Annotated in this window: 19 protein-coding genes and 1 pseudogene; 10 read left to right on the plus strand and 10 right to left on the minus strand. The window is 73.1% G+C overall.

The genetic code is table 11. The features are described 5' to 3' along the window. Positions 1-70 precede the first annotated feature (70 nt). Entirely contained in the window at positions 71-544 is a 474-nt protein-coding gene (gene bcp / locus ACFV18_RS16500) for a thioredoxin-dependent thiol peroxidase (protein WP_380483649.1), read from the minus strand. A 150-nt stretch (positions 545-694) separates the two neighbouring features. Here bcp and ACFV18_RS16505 point away from each other — a divergent pair, with 150 nt between their 5' ends. The 10 genes from ACFV18_RS16505 (at position 695) to ACFV18_RS16550 (ending at position 10,353) form a co-directional block, all read left to right on the plus strand. Then, the gene (locus tag ACFV18_RS16505) at positions 695-1,036 is read left to right on the plus strand and encodes a DUF3618 domain-containing protein (protein WP_380483651.1); all 342 of its coding nucleotides are present in this window, start codon (positions 695-697) and stop codon (positions 1,034-1,036) included. 138 nt (positions 1,037-1,174) lie between these two features. Further along, positions 1,175-1,477 carry a GroES family chaperonin gene (locus ACFV18_RS16510; RefSeq protein ID WP_380483802.1) on the plus strand — a complete coding sequence of 101 codons (303 nt, stop codon included), beginning with the start codon at positions 1,175-1,177 and terminating at the stop codon, positions 1,475-1,477. A 243-nt stretch (positions 1,478-1,720) separates the two neighbouring features. After that, positions 1,721-2,524 carry an ABC transporter permease gene (locus tag ACFV18_RS16515; RefSeq protein WP_380483653.1) on the plus strand — a complete coding sequence of 268 codons (804 nt, stop codon included), beginning with the start codon at positions 1,721-1,723 and terminating at the stop codon, positions 2,522-2,524. Beyond that, the gene (locus ACFV18_RS16520; RefSeq protein WP_380483654.1) at positions 2,517-3,350 is read left to right on the plus strand and encodes an ABC transporter permease; all 834 of its coding nucleotides are present in this window, start codon (positions 2,517-2,519) and stop codon (positions 3,348-3,350) included. The genes ACFV18_RS16515 and ACFV18_RS16520 overlap by 8 nt, the downstream gene beginning before the upstream one ends. Before the next feature lie 15 nt (positions 3,351-3,365). Beyond that, positions 3,366-4,334, plus strand: a complete 969-nt coding sequence (locus ACFV18_RS16525; RefSeq protein ID WP_380483656.1) for an ATP-binding cassette domain-containing protein — start codon at positions 3,366-3,368, stop codon at positions 4,332-4,334. A gap of 61 nt (positions 4,335-4,395) precedes the next feature. After that, positions 4,396-5,598, plus strand: coding sequence for a glycosyltransferase family 2 protein (locus tag ACFV18_RS16530; RefSeq protein WP_380483658.1), 1,203 nt, complete (start codon positions 4,396-4,398; stop codon positions 5,596-5,598). A 50-nt stretch (positions 5,599-5,648) separates the two neighbouring features. Continuing rightward, positions 5,649-6,968: a nucleotide sugar dehydrogenase gene (locus tag ACFV18_RS16535; protein WP_380483804.1), complete on the plus strand. Its 1,320-nt coding sequence runs from the start codon at positions 5,649-5,651 to the stop codon at positions 6,966-6,968. A gap of 68 nt (positions 6,969-7,036) precedes the next feature. Continuing rightward, entirely contained in the window at positions 7,037-8,320 is a 1,284-nt protein-coding gene (locus ACFV18_RS16540; RefSeq protein ID WP_380483806.1) for a DUF445 domain-containing protein, read from the plus strand. Between the two features lie 114 nt (positions 8,321-8,434). Continuing rightward, positions 8,435-9,229 carry a hypothetical protein gene (locus tag ACFV18_RS16545; RefSeq protein ID WP_380483660.1) on the plus strand — a complete coding sequence of 265 codons (795 nt, stop codon included), beginning with the start codon at positions 8,435-8,437 and terminating at the stop codon, positions 9,227-9,229. Between the two features lie 122 nt (positions 9,230-9,351). Then, a complete protein-coding gene (locus ACFV18_RS16550) occupies positions 9,352-10,353 on the plus strand; it encodes an adenosine deaminase (RefSeq protein ID WP_380483808.1) in 1,002 nt (333 codons plus the stop codon). Here ACFV18_RS16550 and ACFV18_RS16555 read toward each other — a convergent pair. The 9 genes and pseudogenes from ACFV18_RS16555 to ACFV18_RS16595 all read right to left on the minus strand — a co-directional run bounded on the left by ACFV18_RS16555 (position 10,323) and on the right by ACFV18_RS16595 (position 17,468). Beyond that, positions 10,323-10,556, minus strand: a complete 234-nt coding sequence (locus tag ACFV18_RS16555) for a hypothetical protein (protein ID WP_380483662.1) — start codon at positions 10,554-10,556, stop codon at positions 10,323-10,325. The genes ACFV18_RS16550 and ACFV18_RS16555 overlap by 31 nt on opposite strands. A gap of 158 nt (positions 10,557-10,714) precedes the next feature. Continuing rightward, on the minus strand, positions 10,715-10,999 hold the full coding sequence (locus ACFV18_RS16560) for a DUF6412 domain-containing protein (RefSeq protein ID WP_380483663.1): 285 nt from the start codon (positions 10,997-10,999) through the stop codon (positions 10,715-10,717). Between the two features lie 96 nt (positions 11,000-11,095). Beyond that, positions 11,096-12,163 carry a Gfo/Idh/MocA family oxidoreductase gene (locus ACFV18_RS16565; RefSeq protein ID WP_380483664.1) on the minus strand — a complete coding sequence of 356 codons (1,068 nt, stop codon included), beginning with the start codon at positions 12,161-12,163 and terminating at the stop codon, positions 11,096-11,098. Positions 12,164-12,172: 9 nt separating this feature from the next. Then, entirely contained in the window at positions 12,173-12,433 is a 261-nt protein-coding gene (locus ACFV18_RS16570) for a hypothetical protein (protein ID WP_380483666.1), read from the minus strand. Between the two features lie 141 nt (positions 12,434-12,574). Then, positions 12,575-12,727: pseudogene (locus ACFV18_RS16575) on the minus strand (CGNR zinc finger domain-containing protein); the annotation flags it as partial. Between the two features lie 84 nt (positions 12,728-12,811). After that, the gene (locus ACFV18_RS16580) at positions 12,812-13,591 is read right to left on the minus strand and encodes an HAD-IIA family hydrolase (RefSeq protein ID WP_380483668.1); all 780 of its coding nucleotides are present in this window, start codon (positions 13,589-13,591) and stop codon (positions 12,812-12,814) included. A 150-nt stretch (positions 13,592-13,741) separates the two neighbouring features. Further along, a complete protein-coding gene (mycP, locus tag ACFV18_RS16585; RefSeq protein WP_380483670.1) occupies positions 13,742-15,205 on the minus strand; it encodes a type VII secretion-associated serine protease mycosin in 1,464 nt (487 codons plus the stop codon). Between the two features lie 108 nt (positions 15,206-15,313). Beyond that, positions 15,314-16,906, minus strand: coding sequence for a WXG100 family type VII secretion target (locus tag ACFV18_RS16590; protein ID WP_380483672.1), 1,593 nt, complete (start codon positions 16,904-16,906; stop codon positions 15,314-15,316). Between the two features lie 37 nt (positions 16,907-16,943). Beyond that, positions 16,944-17,468: a hypothetical protein gene (locus ACFV18_RS16595; RefSeq protein WP_380483674.1), complete on the minus strand. Its 525-nt coding sequence runs from the start codon at positions 17,466-17,468 to the stop codon at positions 16,944-16,946. Positions 17,469-17,572: the final 104 nt, after the last annotated feature.

The following is a 17,572-nucleotide window of genomic DNA, read 5'->3' on the forward strand; positions in this document are numbered from 1 at the left end:
CCATGAACGGCGGTGGCGGTCGACCCGGTCGGGGGGTCGGCCGCCACCGCTGCCGTGCTGCCGGGTGCGGCTACTGGCCGACCTTCAGGTCCTTCAGCAGCTTCGCGACATGGCCGGTGGCCCGGACGTTGTACAGCGCCCGCTCGACCTTGCCCTGCTCGTCCACGATCACCGTGGAGCGGATCACGCCCTGGTAGGTGCGGCCGTAGTTCATCTTCTCGCCGTACGCGCCGTACGCCTCCAGCACCTTGTGCTCCGGGTCGGACAGCAGCGTCACCTTCAGGTGCTTTGTCTCACGGAACTTGCCGAGCTTCTCCGGCTTGTCCGGCGAGATGCCGATCACGTCGTAGCCCGCGCCCGCGAAGACCTCCAGGTTGTCCGTGAAGTCGCAGGCCTGCTTGGTGCAGCCCGGGGTCAGCGCCGCCGGGTAGAAGTAGACGATCACCTTGCGGCCCAGGTGGTCGGCCAGCGACACCTCGTTGCCGTCGGCGTCGGGCAGGGTGAAGGCGGGGGCGGTGTCGCCCGCCTGCAGGCGCTCGCTCACGATGGTGCTTCTCTCCTCCGGTCCAGGACAGGGTGGTGCTGCCAGCCAACCTACCTCCGTTGGTGGGTGGCGCTGCGCGAGCGCGACGGCGAGCTGACAGACTGTCGGTGCAGAGACGTACCTAGCGGTAACAGAGATGGGGTGGCCCCAGTGGCAGCGAGCAGCAAGGACACGTCGGCACCGCGCACGACGGCCCAGATCGAGGCGGACATCGCCGGGACCAGGGACAGGCTCGCCGCGACTCTCGACGAGCTCGCCATGCGCGTGCACCCGGCGACCGTCGCCGCCCAGACCAAGGCCAGGCTGCGCGCCACGGTCGAGCAGAAGGCCGGCAAGGCGTACGTCGCCGCGAGCGGTGCCGTCGAGCAGGTCAAGTCCAAGTTCGTCGACGAGGACGGGCGGCCGCGGCCCGAGCGGATCGTGCCCGCGGCGCTGGTCGGCGTCGGCGTGGTGCTGCTCATCGCGTCCGCGAAGCGGCGGCGCAAGGGCTGAAACGCTCTTCGCGGACGGCGGAGCCCCGGGGCGGGTGCCCGGGGCTCCGCCGTTTCCCGTGTCCGGTACCGTCGGGGCGTGAGTGAGAACGACACGCAGAGCAGACACGACCGGCTCGGGGAGAAGCTTCCGATTCGGATGCTGCACGACCGGGTCCTCGTCAAGACCGAGACCGGCGAGGGCGAACGCCGCTCCACCGGCGGCATCCTGATCCCGGCCACCGCCGAACTGTCCCGCCGCTGCACCTGGGCCGAAGCGGTGGCCGTCGGCCAGAGCGTCCGCTCCGTGGAACCCGGCGACCGGGTGCTCTACGACCCGGAGGACAAGCTGGAGGTGGAGGTCCGCGGCGCGACATATGTTCTGCTCCGGGAACGCGACCTGCACGCAGTGGCGGCGGGGCGTTTCGGCGACCTGGAGGGCTCGACGGGGCTGTACCTGTAGGGGTACGAAACCAGGGTGAGCACACTCAGGGGCGCGGGGAACTGCGCGCAGCGGAAGGCACCCCACCGCAAGATCGCGACGCGGGCAATGACTTGCCTTTGATCGCGACCTGGCCGGCGGTGCATGGCCCCTCCGCTCGCGCGAGCCTCCCCGCGCCCCTGAATTCCGTACCCCTGCGGCCCTCCCGGTTGTACGCTCGCTGGTTTCGCACCCATCTGCGTTCGCGTAACAAGGAGACAGTGCATGGCCGGGGTCCACTCAGCCGTCGCCCGAGGCGCGTTTCGGCGGTACTCGACGTACCGGGCCGCGACGGTGGCCGGGGTGGTGACCAATTCCGTCTTCGGGGGGATCCTCGCGTCGGCGATGCTCGCGTTGTGGCGTGCGCGGCCGGGGTTGGGTGGGTATGACGCGCGGCAGGCGGTGACGTACGTCTGGATCAGCCAGGCGCTGTTGGTGACGGTCGCGGTGTGGGGCGGCGGGTTCCAGGACGATGTGCAGGCGCGGTTCCGGAGCGGGGACATCGCGATCGACCTGTACCGGCCGGTGGACTTCCAGGGGTGGTGGCTGGCGACGGACCTGGGACGGGCGGGGTTCCAGCTGATCACCCGGGGCGCGGTGCCGCTCGTGCTGGGGGCGCTGGTGTTCGAACTTGCGCTGCCGTCGCGGCTGTTGGTGTGGGCGGAGTTCCTGCTGGCGGTGGTGCTGGCCGTGGTGGTGAGCTTCGGGGTGCGGTTCCTGGTGTCGTTGGCCGGGTTCTGGATGCACGACTCGGAGGGGGTGCGGGCGGCGGTGATGGTGGTGTCGATGTTCTTCTCCGGGACGCTGCTGCCGCTGGCCCTGTTCCCGGGCGTGCTGGGGGAGTTGGCCCGGGTGCTGCCGTTCTCGGCGATGGTGCAGCTGCCGGCCGACGTGCTGCTGCAACGACGTACCGGGCACAGTCTGCTGACCCTGTACGGGTTCCAACTGGCCTGGGCGGCAGCCCTGTTGGGGGCGGGCCGGGTGGTGCAGGCGCTGGCGGTGCGCAAGGTGGTGGTGCAGGGTGGTTGAGAGCGAGTCGCTCGCCGCCCGGGTGGGATGGGCGGTGCGTTCGTGGTGGCTGATCGCCGCGATGTGGGGCCGGTCGGGGCTGACGTACCGGACGTCGTTCGTGCTGAGCCTGGCCGCGAACATCCTGATTACGTTCCTGGACTTCGTGGTGCTGATCCTGATGTTCCGGCACACCGGCCGGCTGGCGGGCTGGACGCTCGCGGAGACCGGGTTCCTGTACGGGACGAGTGCGGTGGCGCTCGGCGCGGCCAACTTCCTGGTCGGCTCGGTGAGCGCTCTGGGCGAGCGGGTGCGTTCCGGGGCGCTGGACACCATGCTGATCCGGCCCGCCCCCGCGCTGGCCCAACTCGCGGCCGAGCGCTTCTCGTTGCGGAGACTGGGCCGTCTGGTGCAGGCCTTCGCGGTGCTCGGCTGGTCGCTCACCGCGCTGGACGTGCGGTGGACCTGGGACCGGGTGCTGATGGTGCCCGGTCTGCTGCTGTGCGGCACGGTGATCTTCTGCGCGGTCTTCGTCGGCTGCTCCTGCGTGCAGTTCTGGTGGGGCGACGCCGCCGAACTGCAGAACTCCGTCACCTACGGCGGCGGCACGCTGCTGCGGTACCCGCCGGCGGTGTTCGCCAAGGAGGTCGTCGCGGGCACCGTCTTCGGGGTGCCGCTGGCGTTCGTCAACTGGCTGCCCGCGCTGCACATCCTGGGCCGGCCCGACCCGCTCGGGCTGCCCGTCGGGTTCCGGTTCGCCTCGCCGCTCGCGGCCGCGCTGTGCGTGCTGGCGGCGGCGCTGACCTGGCGGGCCGGGCTGCGCGCCTACCGCTCCACCGGAAGCTGAGAGAGGGAGAAGAGCGTGGCGGTGATCGAGGTCGAGGACGTCCGGCGGACATTCACCGTCCGGGCCAGGAGCGGCCGCCTGCGGCGCGAGAAGCGCGAGGTGCGGGCCGTGGACGGGCTGACCTTCCAGGTCGAGGAAGGGGAGTGCGTCGGCTGCATCGGGCCGAACGGGGCCGGCAAGTCGACGACGGTGAAGATGCTCACCGGCATCCTGGTGCCCAGCGGCGGGCGGCTGCGGGTCGCCGGGGTCGATCCGGCCGCCAGGCGGGCCGCGATGGCCCGGCGGATCGGCGTGGTGTTCGGCCAGCGCACCACCCTGTGGTGGGACCTGCCGCTGCGCGACAGCTACGAGCTGGCCCGCAGGATCTACCGGATCCCCGACGCCCGCTACCGGGCCAACCTCGACCGGTGCGTCGAACTGCTCGACCTGGGTGGCCTGTTGGACACCCCCGTGCGGCAGCTCTCGCTCGGCCAGCGGATGCGCGGAGACCTCGCCGCCGCCCTGCTGCACGACCCGAGCGTGCTGTACCTGGACGAGCCGACCATCGGACTCGACGTGATCAGCAAGACCAAGGTCCGCGAGTTCCTCCGCGAGATCAACCGGGAGCAGCGCACCACCGTGCTGCTCACCACCCACGACCTCACCGACATCGAGCAGCTGTGCGGCCGGGTGATGGTGATCGACCACGGCCGGCTGGTGCTGGACGGCCCGCTGGAGGAGCTGCACGCGGCCGGCGAGAGCGAACGCACCCTGGTGGTCGACCTGGCCGCCCCGCACCCACCGATCGACCTGCCCGGGGTGCGCACCGTCAAGGTCGAGGGCCCCCGGCAGTGGCTGGCGTTCCCGGCCCGGCAGAGCGCCGCCCCGCTGGTCGCCGCCGTCGCCGAGCGCTACCCGCTGGTCGACCTGTCGGTGCGCGAACCCGCCATCGAGGACGTGATCGCCCGGATCTACGCCGGCGCCGCCACCGAACCCGCCGTCTGAGCCGCTCACCCGAACGGGTGGGGGAGGTGACCGAACGGCCGGTGCGGGAGTTGGCATTCTCGTGACCGAGCCCGAACCGGACGTCAGTGTGGTGATCGCCGTCCACGACACCATGCCGTACCTCACCGACTGCCTGAACTCGCTGGCCGAACAGACCATCGGGGCGGCCCGGATGGAAATCGTCGCCGTCGACGACGGGTCGAGCGACGGCAGCACCGAGGAACTCGCCCGGTTCGCCGCCACCCACCCCGGGCTGCTGCGCACCGTGCGGCAGCCCGCGTCCGGCGGCCCCGCCAAACCCACCAACCGCGGCACCGACCTGGCCCGCGGCCGCTACCTGATGTACCTCGGCGCCGACGACTGGCTCGGCCCCGAGGCACTGGAGCGGATGGTCGACACCGCCGACCGCTGGCAGTCCGACGTGCTGATCCCCAAGCTCGTCGGCGAGAACGGCCGGATCGTCCCGCAGGGCATCTTCGAGCGCACCGCCGAACACGTCGGCTTCACCGACTCCGCGCTCGCCTGGGCGCTCGCCGACACCAAGATGTTCCGCCGCTCCCTGGTGCTCAGCCACGGCCTGCGCCGCCGCGAGGACCTGCCGGTCTGCTCCGACCAGCCATTCACCCTCGGCGCACTGCTGAACGCCCGCAAGGTGTCCGTGCTCGCCGACTACGACTACTACCACCTGGTGCTGCGGCAGGACCGCTCCAACGTCACCCACCGCGCCGGGCCGATCGACCGGCTGCGCGCCATGGACGCCGTCCAGGAGGTGCTGGAACGGGGCACCCGCCCCGGGCCGGTCCGCGACGCCGTCCGGGAACGCTACTTCAGCTGGGACGTCCCACAGGTGCTGCAGGAACAGTTCCTCGCCGAACCGCCCGCCATGCAGCGGCGCATCCTCGGCGAGATCGGCCGGCTGCTCGACCGGCACTGCCCGCCCGCCGTGTTCGGCGCCGTGCCGGTGCCCGCCCGGCTGCGCCTCGCGCTCGCCCGGCGCGGCGAACTCGCCACCCTGTGCGAACTGATCGACTGGGAACGGCAGTACGGCCCCGCCCCCGTCGAGCGCCGCGGCGGCCGGCTGTACGCCCGCTACCCGATGTACCGCGACCGGCGGCTCGGCCTGCCCGACACGCTGTTCGACGCCGGCCGCGCCCCCGGCCCCAGCGGCTGGCGGCGACTCGTCCCCGCCCCCGCCCGCCGTGCGCTGCGCCGCGCCCGCCGGGCCTGGCGCGGCCGCCCCGGAACGCTGCGGGCCGCCCGATGACGCGGCCGCGGACCCCCTCGCCGAGCCCCGAAGGTGACCGAGTGACGGCACTGCACATCTGCGTGGTCGGACTGGGCAAGATCGGCCTGCCGCTGGCCGTCCAGTTCGCCACCAAGGGACACCGGGTCACCGGCGCCGACATCGCCCCCGCGGTGGTCGCCGCCGTCACCGCCGGGCGCCCGCCGTTCCCCCGCGAGGCCCGCCTCGGCGAACTGCTCGCCGAGACCGTCGCCGCCGGCCGGCTGCACGCCACCACCGACACCGCCGCCGCCACCGCCGCGGCCGACGCCGTGGTGATCGTCGTCCCGCTGCTCACCGACGCCGAGGGCCGACCCGACTTCGCGCTGCTGGACGCCGCCACCGACGCGGTCGCCGCCGGGCTGCGGCCCGGCACGCTGATCAGCTACGAGACCACGCTGCCGGTGGGCACCGTGCGCGGCCGGTTCGCCCGGCGGCTGGAGGCCGGCTCCGGGCTGACCGCCGGCCGGGACTTCGCCCTGGTGTTCAGCCCCGAACGGGTCCGCACCGGGCGGGTCTTCGCCGACCTGCGGCGCTACCCCAAGCTGGTCGGCGGCATCGACGAGGAGTCCACCCGGCGCGGCGTCGCGTTCTACCGGGCGGTGCTGGACTTCGACCCGCGCCCCGACCTGCCGCGCGGCAACGGCGTGTGGGCACTGAGCGGGGCGGAGGCCGCCGAGTTCTCGAAGCTCGCCGAGACCACCTACCGGGACGTCAACATCGCGCTGGTCAACCAGTTCGCCCGGCTCGCGGACCGGGTCGGCGTCGACCTCGTCGAGGTGATCGACGCCTGCAACTCGCAGCCCTACAGCCACTTGCACCGCCCCGGCATCGCGGTGGGCGGGCACTGCATCCCGGTCTACCCGCGGCTGTACCTGTGGAACGACCCGGAGGCGACCGTGGTGCGCGCCGCCCGGGAGGCCAACGAGCAGGTCCCGGCGTACGCGGTCGGCCTGCTGGCGGGGGCGCTCGGCCCGCTGGACGGCGTCGCCGTCACCGTGCTCGGCGCGTCCTACCGGGGCGGCGTCAAGGAGACCGCCGTCTCCGGGGTGTTCCCGCTGGTCGAGGCGCTGCGGGCGGCCGGCGCCGTGGTCGGCGTCAGCGACCCGCTGTACACGCCGGAGGAACTCGCCGCGCTCGGTCTGCCGCCCGACGAGGGCAAGCCCGCCGCCGCCCTGGTCGTGCAGGCCGACCATCCCGAGTACCGCGACCTCGGCGCCGTCGACTTCCCGGGCGTGCGGGTACTGCTCGACGGCCGGCGGGTCACCGACCCGGCCCGCTGGGCGGGCGTGCGGCGGATCGTCCTCGGCGGAGGCGGGGGCGGAGGCGCAGGCGGAGGCGGCGCGGCCTGACGGCCCGGGCGGATTCGCGGGGCGGCGATCGCTTCGCGCGACTCGTGTGCCAGGCTGACGGGGTGAGTGTGGACGAGACGGCACCCCCCGGAGTCAGCTTCACCGCCGCCGACGAGGCCAAGCGGCAGGGCGTACGGCGGATGAAGACCATCGCCACCGGCCTGCTCGGCCTGGCCACGGTGGTCTTCGCGCTCGCCACCTGGGCGGGCGCCGCCGGCGCGGGCAGCTGGGCCGGCTACGTGGCGGCCGCCGCCGAGGCCGGCATGGTCGGTGCGCTCGCCGACTGGTTCGCCGTCACCGCGCTGTTCCGCCGCCCGTTCGGGCTGCCGATCCCGCACACCGCGATCATCCCCACCAAGAAGGACGCGTTCGGGCGTTCGCTCGGCGACTTCGTCGGCGACAACTTCCTGTCCCCGACGGTGGTCCGGTCCCGGCTCGGCCGGATCGGGGTGGCCCGGCGGCTCGGCGAGTGGCTGTCCGCGCCCGGCAGCGCCGAACGCGTCACCCACGAGGCCGCCGCAGCGCTGCGCGGCGTCCTCGCGGTGCTGCGCGACGAGGACGTGCAGGCCGTGGTTGCCGAGGCGATCACCCGGCGGGCCGCCGCCACCTCGGTCGCCGAACCCGCCGGCCGGCTGCTCGGCAAGATCGTCGCCGACGGCGGCCACAAGGGCGTGGTCGACCTGGTCGCGGTGCGGGCCCGCGACTGGCTGGTCGAGCACCACCTCGACGTGGTCTCCCGGGTCACCGCCAAAACCCCCGGCTGGACGCCCAAGTTCATCGACCACCAGGTCGGCGAGCGGGTCTACAAGGAACTGCTGCGCTTCGTCACCGACGTCCGCGACGACCCGGAACACCCCGCGCGCGGCGCCCTCGACAACTTCCTCGCCGACTTCGCGCAGGAACTCCAGCACGACCCGGAGACCATCGCCCGGGTCGAACGCGCCAAGTCCGACCTGCTGGCCCGCCCCGAGGTGCAGGACCTGATCGCCTCCTCCTGGTCGGCGGTGCGCACCCTGGTGATGAGCGCCGCCGAGGACCAGGACAGCGAACTGCGCCGCCGGATCACCGTCGCCCTGCGCTCGCTCGGCCGCCGGCTCGCCACGGACGCCAAACTCCAGGCGAAGACCGACGGTTGGCTGCTGGACGCCGCCGAGTACGTGGTCTCCACCTACCGGCAGGAGATCACCTCGCTGATCTCCGACACCGTGGCCGGCTGGGACGCCGACGACGCCTCCCGCAAGATCGAGGCCAACGTCGGCCGTGACCTGCAGTTCATCCGGATCAACGGCACCGTGGTCGGCGCGCTGGCGGGCCTGCTCATCCACACCGTCAGTACTGCGCTGGGTGGTTGACGAACCGTCCGGTCCGCCCCCGGCGGGTGCGTGTCCGAGCCGTTCGGTAGGGTGATCGACCGATCGGGCACGGCCAGGGGGGTCGAGGCCTTGTATTCCATGGGGGAATTGACTGTGAAGACGGTTCACGCACGCACGCTCGGACTGCGCATCGCCGCACTGGCGGCGGCCGGCCTGGTGCTGACGGCCTGCAACGAGGACGACCTGGACACCGGGGCGACCGGCCAGACCTCGCCCTCCGCATCGGCGCCGGCCTCGGCGTCCGCCGGCAGCAAGGTCAAGGACCCGGCGAAGCCCAGCGCCCGTTCGAGCAACTCCGCCCCGGCCGGCAACGCCGCCGCCGCGCAGGCGAAGACCAACAAGCTCGCGCTGACCCCGGCCGACTGGGGCGCCGGCTTCGAGAGCAACGCGGAGGACGACACCGCCATCACCGACTTCACGATGGACAAGTCCTGCGTGTACAAGGACTCCGGGACGGTCAAGTCGCTCGTCGCCTACACCGGCCGCTTCGTGAAGGCGCCGCGGCCCGACGGCGATGAGGTCCAGGGCACCAGCATCGCCTCGGAGTTCACCAGCGCCGATGTCGCGCACCAGAACATGCTGGAGCAGGCGGCCAACATGCGGCGCTGCGCCAACTACAAGGACGCGGACGGCAACTCGTTCATCTCCGTGCACGACATCGAGTCGCCCAAGGTGGCGGGGGCCGACGAGGTGTACTCGGAGGAGGGCCTGGCCGTGTACCGCACGACCGACGGCGGCAAGACCGAAGAGCGGCCGTTCTCCCGCATCGTCGCGCGCAAGGGCTCGGTCACGGTGTCGGTGCTCGTCGACCTCACCCCGAAGCAGCAGGTCTTCGAGGGCCGCGCCCAGGTCCGGGCGCTGCTGCAGAAGGCGACCGCCAAGTGGTGACACCGCCGTTCGCGGCAGCGGGTTAGCATGCGAGGTCTGTCCGGATCCGGGTGAGAAGACGGGAGCGTGCCGTGGCCGAGGGAGTTCAGCGGAACCAGGGGATCGAGGCGTTCATCGCCGGAATGCCGAAGGCGGAACTGCACGTGCACCACGTCGGCTCGGCCTCACCGCGGGTGGTCGCCGAGCTCGCCGCCCGGCACGCCGGGCACACCGAGGTTCCGGCGGACCCGGCGGCGCTCGCGGAGTACTTCACCTTCACCGACTTCGCGCACTTCATCGAGGTGTACCTGAGCGTCGTCGACCTGATCCGGGACGCCGAGGACGTCCGCTCCCTCACCTACGGCGTCGCCGAGGACATGGCCCGGCAGAACATCCGCTACGCCGAACTGACCGTCACGCCCTACTCGTCGGTCCGCCGCGGCATCCCCGACGTCGCCTTCATGGAGGCGATCGAGGACGCCCGGCTGGCCGCCGAGAAGGAACTCGGCGTCGTCCTGCGCTGGTGCTTCGACATCCCCGGCGAGGCCGGGCTGACCTCCGCCGAGGAGACCGCCCGCCTCGCCCTCGACCTGGCGCCCGCCGGACTGGTCTCCTTCGGCCTCGGCGGCCCCGAGATCGGCGTGCCGCGCCCGCAGTTCAAGCCGTACTTCGACCGGGCCCGGGCGGCCGGCCTGCACAGCGTGCCGCACGCCGGCGAGTCCACCGGGCCGGAGACGGTCTGGGACGCGATCCGGGAGCTCGGCGCGGAGCGCATCGGCCACGGCACCCAGTCGGTCAAGGACCCGGCCCTGCTCGACCACCTCGGCGAGCACCGGATCCCGTTGGAGGTCTGCCCGACCTCCAACCTGGCCACCCGGGTGGTCGAGCGGATCGAGGACCACCCGATCCGACAGATGGTCGACGCCGGGCTGCTCGTCACCGTCAACAGCGACGACCCGCCGATGTTCGGCACCGACCTGAACACCGAGTACGCGGTCGCCGCGAAGCTGCTCGACCTCGACCGGGCCGGGATCGCGGCGCTCGCCCGCAACGCGGTGGAAGCCTCCTTCCTGGACGCCGCGGGCAAGCGGCGGCTGACCGGCGAGATCGACGCCTACTTGGCGGGCTGGGGCACCACGGCCTGAGAGCCGCGTGCCGGACGGGCGGTCGGGCGGGTGAGGTACCAGCGCTCGGCCGCCGTCCACGCCGTGCTGGTCAGCAGGTGGATGCCACCGGCCAGCGGCAGCAGCAGCGCGAACAGCGGGGTGCCGAACGCCAGCCGGCGCAGGAACCCGAGCCCGGCGGGGGCCGGGGCCTGCTTGGCGCGGCGGACGTTCCACCAGGCCATGACGGGAGTTGACGGCAGTGGTGGCTTGCTCGCGCAGGTCTCCCGAGCCCCTGGCGGAGCACGGGACTTCCGAGCCCCTGGCGGGGCGCGGTGGTTCCGTGCCCCGAGGGCATGGCAGAGCGCCGGGAACGCGAGAGCGGTAAAGCGAGAACTGCCCCTCAGGCGGCGGCCGCCAGGCGCCTGCCCGGGGCTCGGGGGCGGGGGCGGCCGGGGGCGGCGGGGTCGCGCGGGGGGAGGTAGGCCGTGCGGTAGGCGCGGCGGCGGAGGGCCGCGGCGTGGACGGCGGCCGGGGTTCCGGCGACGGGGAGGCGGGCCGAGGTGAGGGCCAGGGTGACGGCACAGGCCAGCACGAGGAGAGCGGCCGTGGTGACGGCGCCGGGGCCGGTCGGCAGGTCTCCGGTGAGGACCCGGAACAGCGCGAGCAGGAGGGGAGCGACGAGCACGGTGTGCACCTCCTTCGATCGGGTCCGACGCCGATGCTACGTCACCGGCGGGACAGAGCACGGAAGTTGGCCCGTCCCGCCGGTGACGGCAGTGGGTCAGGGAAGGCGGACGACGCTCGCCGTGGCGGCGGAGGCGCGGGCGGCCTCCAGGACGGCGAGGGTGGCGACGGCGTCCCAGGGATCGACCGGCGGCGGGGTGCGGTCGGTGAGCGAGGCCGCGATGCCCGCGTAGAAGGCGGGGTAGTCGCCGGGGTCGGTGGCGACGGTCTCGGCGTTGCCGTCACTGCCGAGCAGGCCGTACGCGGCCGGGTCGTCGTCGCCCCAGTGGCTGTCCGGGCCGGGGCGGCGGCCGGCCCGCAGCGCGGCCTCCTGCGGGTCCATGCCGAACTTCACGTAGCCGGCGCTGTCGCCGAGGACCCGCAGCCGGGGCCCGGCGAGCGGGGCGAGGGCGCTGGTCCACAGGTGGGAGCGGACGCCGCCAGTGTGGGTGAGGGCGAGGAAGGCGTCGTCGTCGACCACCGCGCCGTCCCGGCGGACGTCGATCTCGGCGTACACCGTCTCGACCGGCCCGAACAGGGCGAGGGCCTGGTCGACCAGGTGACTGCCCAGGTCGTACAGGGTGCCGCCGACCTCGGCGGGGTCGGCGAGCTCGCGCCAGCCGGGCTTGGGCTTGGGGCGGAAACGTTCGAAGCGGGACTCGAAGCGGTGCACCCGGCCGAGCCGGCCCTCCTCGATCAGGCGGGCGGCGGTGCGGAAGTCGCCGTCCCAGCGGCGGTTCTGGAACACCGACAGCAGCAGGCCGGACTTCTCGGCGAACTCGCACAGGTCGCGGGCCTCGGCGCTGGTCGCGGCGAGCGGCTTGTCGACGACGGTGGCCAGGCCGGCCAGCAGGGCGGTGCGAGCGAGCGGCACGTGGGTGCGGTTGGGGGAGGCGATCACCACCAGGTCGAAGCTGTCGGCGTTCTCGAACAGCTGCTCAGGGGTGTCGAGGGCGCGGGCGCCGGGGTGTTCGCGGTTCAGCTGGGCGCGGCGGTCGGGGTTGGCGGTGACCACCGCCTCCAGCCGGAGCCCGGGGGTGGTGGCGATCAGCGGGGCGTGGAACGCCGAGCCGGCCAGGCCGTAGCCGATCAGGCCGACGCGGAAAGGGGCGGGGGGCGTGCTCATGACCCCCACTCAATCATCCCCGTCCCCCGGAGCGACGGAGGCCGTCCGCTCCGCCCGGCCCGGCCGGGACGGCCCGGTGCCGCAGCGGCGCACGGTGGCGGCGGCCGCGCCGGTGAGCAGCAGCACCGAGCCGAGCGACAGCAGCACGCCGTCGGCGGCGCCCCCGTCCGCGAGGGCGGCGGCGGTCCCGGTCGCCGCAGCGGGCGCGGCGGCGCCGCCACCGAGCAGGGCGGCGGCCAGCAGGACGGCGGTGCGGCGGAGCGGGGCCACGGGCGGGCTCCTTGCGTCGTGCGGAGGATGTGTCCGGGACGCTAGCCGTACAGCGATAGGCAGTTGACGTTACGTCAGTTCCGTTAGGTGCCACTTAAGGCTGTCTTGAGGCGGCCCCGGTGCCCAGCTGTGCGGCCGGGGTCAGGCGTTCTTCTGGCGCGCGTAGTGGCGCCGGGTCTTCGCCCGGTTTCCGCAGCCGGCCGTCGAGCACCAGGGCCGGGTGCCGTTCTCGGAGACGTCGCAGAAGCGCAGGACGCACTCCGGGTTGCCGCACACCCGGATCCGGTCGGGGCGCTGACCATCGGGCGGGCGGCACGGCCGGCGTCGTACCGCTCCGCCCTCGGGGAACGCCTGACCGCTCGCGCGGTGTGAGCTTCGTCAGATCAGCTCGACCAGGTCCGCGATGGACTCCACCACCCGGGTCGGGCGGTACGGGAAGCGGTCCACGTCGGCGGCCTGGGTGAGGCCGGTCAGCACCAGGAAGGTCGACATGCCGGCCTCCATGCCGGAGACGATGTCGGTGTCCATCCGGTCGCCGATCATCGCGCTGTTCTCCGAGTGCGCGCCGATCGCGTTCAGACCGGCCCGCATCATCAGCGGGTTCGGCTTGCCGACGAAGTACGGCTCCACGCCGGTGGCCTTGGTGATCAGCGCCGCGACCGCGCCGGTCGCGGGCAGCGCGCCCTCGGCGGACGGGCCGGTCTCGTCCGGGTTGGTGGCGATGAACCTGGCGCCCGCGTCGATCAGCCGGACCGCCTTGGTCATCGCCTCGAACGAGTAGGTGCGGGTCTCGCCGAGCACCACGAAGTCCGGGTCGCTGTCGGTCAGCACATAGCCGACGTCGTGCAGCGCGGTGGTCAGACCGGCCTCGCCGATCACGTACGCGGTGCCCTCCGGGCGCTGGTCGGCGAGGAACTTCGCGGTGGCCAACGCGGACGTCCAGATGTGCTCGGCCGGCACGTCCAGGCCCATCCGGGACAGCCGGGCGTGCAGGTCGCGCTGGGTGTAGATGGAGTTGTTGGTGAGCACCAGGAAGGGCTTTCCGGACTCACGCAGCCGCTTGATGAAGGCGTCGGCCCCCGGGATCGGCACGCCCTCGTGGATGAGGACTCCGTCCATGTCGGTCAGCCAGGTATCGATGGGCTTGCGGTCTGCCACGGTGGGTCACTCCTAGGTCTTGCGACGGTCGAACGATCAATGTGCATCGCTCCGACCGGACACCCGCTGGCCGGCCGGGCGCCACAGGCTGCCCCAACGCCGCTCAGCCTAGTGCGCCCCACCGGCCGACCACAGGGGCGGCCTTCCCCCTCAGCCCGCGTACGGGTTCCCACCCCCGGGCGGGGGCTGCTGGCCGTAGGGCGGCTGCTGACCGTAAGGCGGCTGACCGTACGGCGGCTGACCGTACGTCTGCTGCGGCTGACCGTAGGGCGGCTGCTGGGGGGCGGCTTGGCCGTAGGGCGGCTGCGGCTGGCCCGGGAGCGGCATGGGGGGCATGGGCGGCACCGGGCCCGCGGCCGAGGTGCGGCGGCTGCGGAGCAGGATCGCCGCCACCACGAGCAGCAGCACCACGCCGGCCACCCCGCCGCCGATCAGCAGGGGCGTGTTGTTCGTCTTCGAGGAGGTGTCGGCGGTGGCGGACGGCTGCGACCCTGTCGAGTCCTGCCCCTGCGGGGAGTCGGCGGGCGCACTAGCGGTGCCGCTCGGCTGCGCCGCGCCGCTCGACTTCCCGGGGGCGGGCGAGGACCCAGCTGCGGCGGGCAGCGGGCTGACGTTCGCCGGGCCCGGGTCGCCGGGGTCGGTCAGTGCGATCCGCGGCCGGACGATGCCGTAGCCGAGGTAGTCGCTGCGCTCCTTCGGGTTGCTCGCGGTGTTGATCAGCACCCGCAGCACCTGGTTGCCCGACCAGTCCGGGTGCGCGGACCAGATCAGCGCGGCCGAGGCGGAGGCCAGCGCGGTGGCGCCGGAGGTGCCGTGGCCCTTGCAGTAGCCCGACGAGCCGGTGCATGCCTCGTACAGGTCCTGGCCCGGCGCGGCGAGTGTGACCTGCGGGCCGTGCTCCGACTCCGCCGTGACCTTTCCGTCCTGGTCGGTGGCGCCCACGCCGACCACGCCGCTCATCGAGGCGGGGTACTCCAGGCGGTTGTCGGTGTTGCCGGTGTTGCCGACTGCGGCGAACAGCAGGACGCCCCGGGAGACGGCATGGTCGACCGCAGCCCGGAGTTTGGCGATGTCGGCGGGCTGCACCGCAGTCACGGGGACGCCCAGTGACATGTTGACGATCTTCGCGTTGTGGTCGGCCGCGTAGGTGATCGCTCGGGAGACCTGGTCCATGAGCGCGCTGTCGTGGCCCCCGCCCGTCTCGCCGTCGACCTTGATCGGGAGGATCTTCGCACCGGGCGCGAGGCCGTACGCGCCCTTGCCGCCCAAACCCTTGCCGGTGCCGGCGATGGTGCTGGCCATTTCCGTCCCGTGGCCACTGCTGGGGGAGAGTTCCCCGCCGGACTGGGTGCTGAAATCCGTTCCGGTCACCAACTGCCCGGCCAGGTCGGGTGCGTCGGCCTTCACGCCGGAGTCGATCAGGGCCACGGTGATCCCGGATCCGGTGGTGGTCCGCCACATCTCCTCGGCGCGCATCACGTCCAGGTGCCACTGCTGTGCGCGGATCGAGTCCACCGCGAGCGCGGGCTCCGTCGTCCACCCCCACAGGACGCCGACGACCGCTGCCGCCGCGGCAAGCCGCCGCCCCTGTCCTGCCCCGCCCGTTCGCCGCATCACACGCTCCTCGCACGCCGTCATGTCTGCCGGGTGTCGTTCCCCGATCGCACGGTGCTGCCCGGCCGCAGGAGAAGTGGCTCCTGCGGCCGGGCAGCCGATGCGGTCCTACTCGATCACATTCGGGTTGACCGGACCCATGCCGGACGTCCAGGTGTCCTCGTCCTCGGTCAGGTAGTCGGGACGCTTGCCCTGCGGCTTGCCCTTGCGGCTCGCACCGCCGTGGCCGCCGCCGAACCCGCCCTGACCGGCCCGCCCGTCGGCGCCCCGTTCGGCGCGGCCGCGCAGCCCGGTGCCGCCCGGTGTGACTTCGCGGCCCGAGGCCGACCCGCGTTGTCCGCCGATGGTGCCGCCGGCCCGGCCGACCAGCCCGCTGCCGCGTGCTGCGCCGCCGCCGGCCCCGCCACGGGCACCGCCGGCGCCCATGCCGCCGGCACCCATGCCGCCCATGCCCGGGGCGCCCGCGCGTCCCGCCTGGCCGGCCTGTCCCGCGCCGCCGGACGTCGCGGTGGTGCCGCCGGCCCGGTTGCCCGCACCCGTGGCGCCACCGGTGCCCGGGGCGCCGCCGCCGGTCCGGCCGGTGCCGCTCGCTCCGCCACCGCCCAGGCCGCCACCGATCGGGCCACCGCCGATCGGGCCGCCCGGGTAGCCGCCACCGCGCCCACTGCCGGAGGAGCCGCCGCCCGTGTCGCCGAGGCCGCCCCCGCCGATACCGCCACCACCGGTACCGCCGCCATGGCCCGGAACCGTCGGGTTCGGGGAGGTCGGGGCGGGCGGCGGCGTGTGGTCGATGCGGGTACCCGGATCCTGGCCCGGAGGCAGGGGAGTCGGCGGATGCGGGGGGTTCGGGGCCGGCGGCTGCGGCGGATGCGGTAGCGGCGGCGGTACGGGTGTCGGTGGCTGCGGCGGACGCGGGGACGGCGGCGGTCCCACCCTGGGCGGCTGCGGAAGGGTGGTTCCGCCGCCGGGGTTCCGCCCGGTGTTGCCGTCGCCCCCGCCGATCGGGACGTCCACCGAGCCGTCATGCCAGGCCTTGCCGTCCGGCAGCGGCGGAAACACCGGCGGCTGCACCGCGTTCAGCTGCGTCGTCGACTGCTCGTACGCCTGCGCCAGCTTGTTCATCTGCTGGATGGCCTCGTTGTGCGCCTGTGCCACCCGCTGCTGCGCGGCCTTGGCCTCCGCGGAGGTGACCCAGTCGGAGTCCACCGCGTCGGCGACCTGGTCGGCCGCCCAGCTGCCGAGCCCCGCGCCGACGCCCGGGATCACGCTGCCCAGGATGGCGCCGCCGGTGCTGACGGCGTCGTTGGGCTGGTCGTCGTAGCGGCTGACGGTCTGCATGTCGGCGTGCGGTACCGGAGGCATGCCCGACTTGACCTCGGCGAGGGTCTGGCCGGCGGACGCCATGTACTCACCGGCGTTCCGCGAGTAACTCGCCAGGTCCATGGTGGACTTGGAGACCTGGCTGCCCCAGGTCTTGAAGCTGTCGGCTGCGGCGCCCTCCCAGTCGAGGCCGCTCATGTGCGCGTGCAGCTCTTCGCTGACCTCGTCCATCTTGTTCGCGGCGAGTACCAGCCGCTGGGCCACCTGCATGACGGCGATCGGGTCCGTGTGCTGGACCATGGCCACCAGTTGCTCGTGGCTGGCGCCGTCGATCTCGCCGCTCGCGTCGTGGACCGCCCGGACAAAGCGCTTGTTGATCATTTTTCATCTCCCCCGTTCTCCGTCGCCGGAGACGTCGTCAGTACGCGCCCTGCTGGGTGCCGGTGGACGGGGCCTGCGGCCGGTAGGCGGTCCTCGGGTCGGCGGTGCCGGTGACCGGGGCCGGGGCCGTCATCGACCTGAACCGGGACTCCTGCTCGGCGTCCGCGTTGCTGTAGGTGCCGGCGGCCTTGCCGATGCTCGCGCTCATCGCGGCGATCTGGGCGGCGAGGGTCTGCGAGAGCCGTTCCAGGTTGCCGTGCACGGTGTTGTACGCGGTCATCAGGTCGCCGGCCTGGCCGAAGTTCTGGCCGAGCTGGCCGGCCGCCAGCGTCTGCTGGGAGACCTGGCCGTGGCTGGCGTCGGAGCCGTCGAGTTCGCGCAGGATCTGGTCGACCTTGTTCTTGAAGGTCTGCAGGTTCTCGACCTCGACCTGGACCGCCCCGCTGCCGACCTGGCCCGCCAACGCCTGCGAGGCGGCGACCATGGCACTCGTCACCACGGACGTCACGTTCGCGACCGTGTCGTACACAAACCCTGACATCCCGCTGCCGACGTCACTCATCGCCGATCCCCCTCCCCCTGAGCGGACCCACCCCCGTGGTGGTCCGCCGGTGGCACTGACCGCCTTTCAAGATAGCGGTACGAACGGACGGTCCGTCAGGGGAC

Source organism: Kitasatospora sp. NPDC059673 (assembly GCF_042734215.1).
Classification (GTDB): domain Bacteria; phylum Actinomycetota; class Actinomycetes; order Streptomycetales; family Streptomycetaceae; genus Kitasatospora.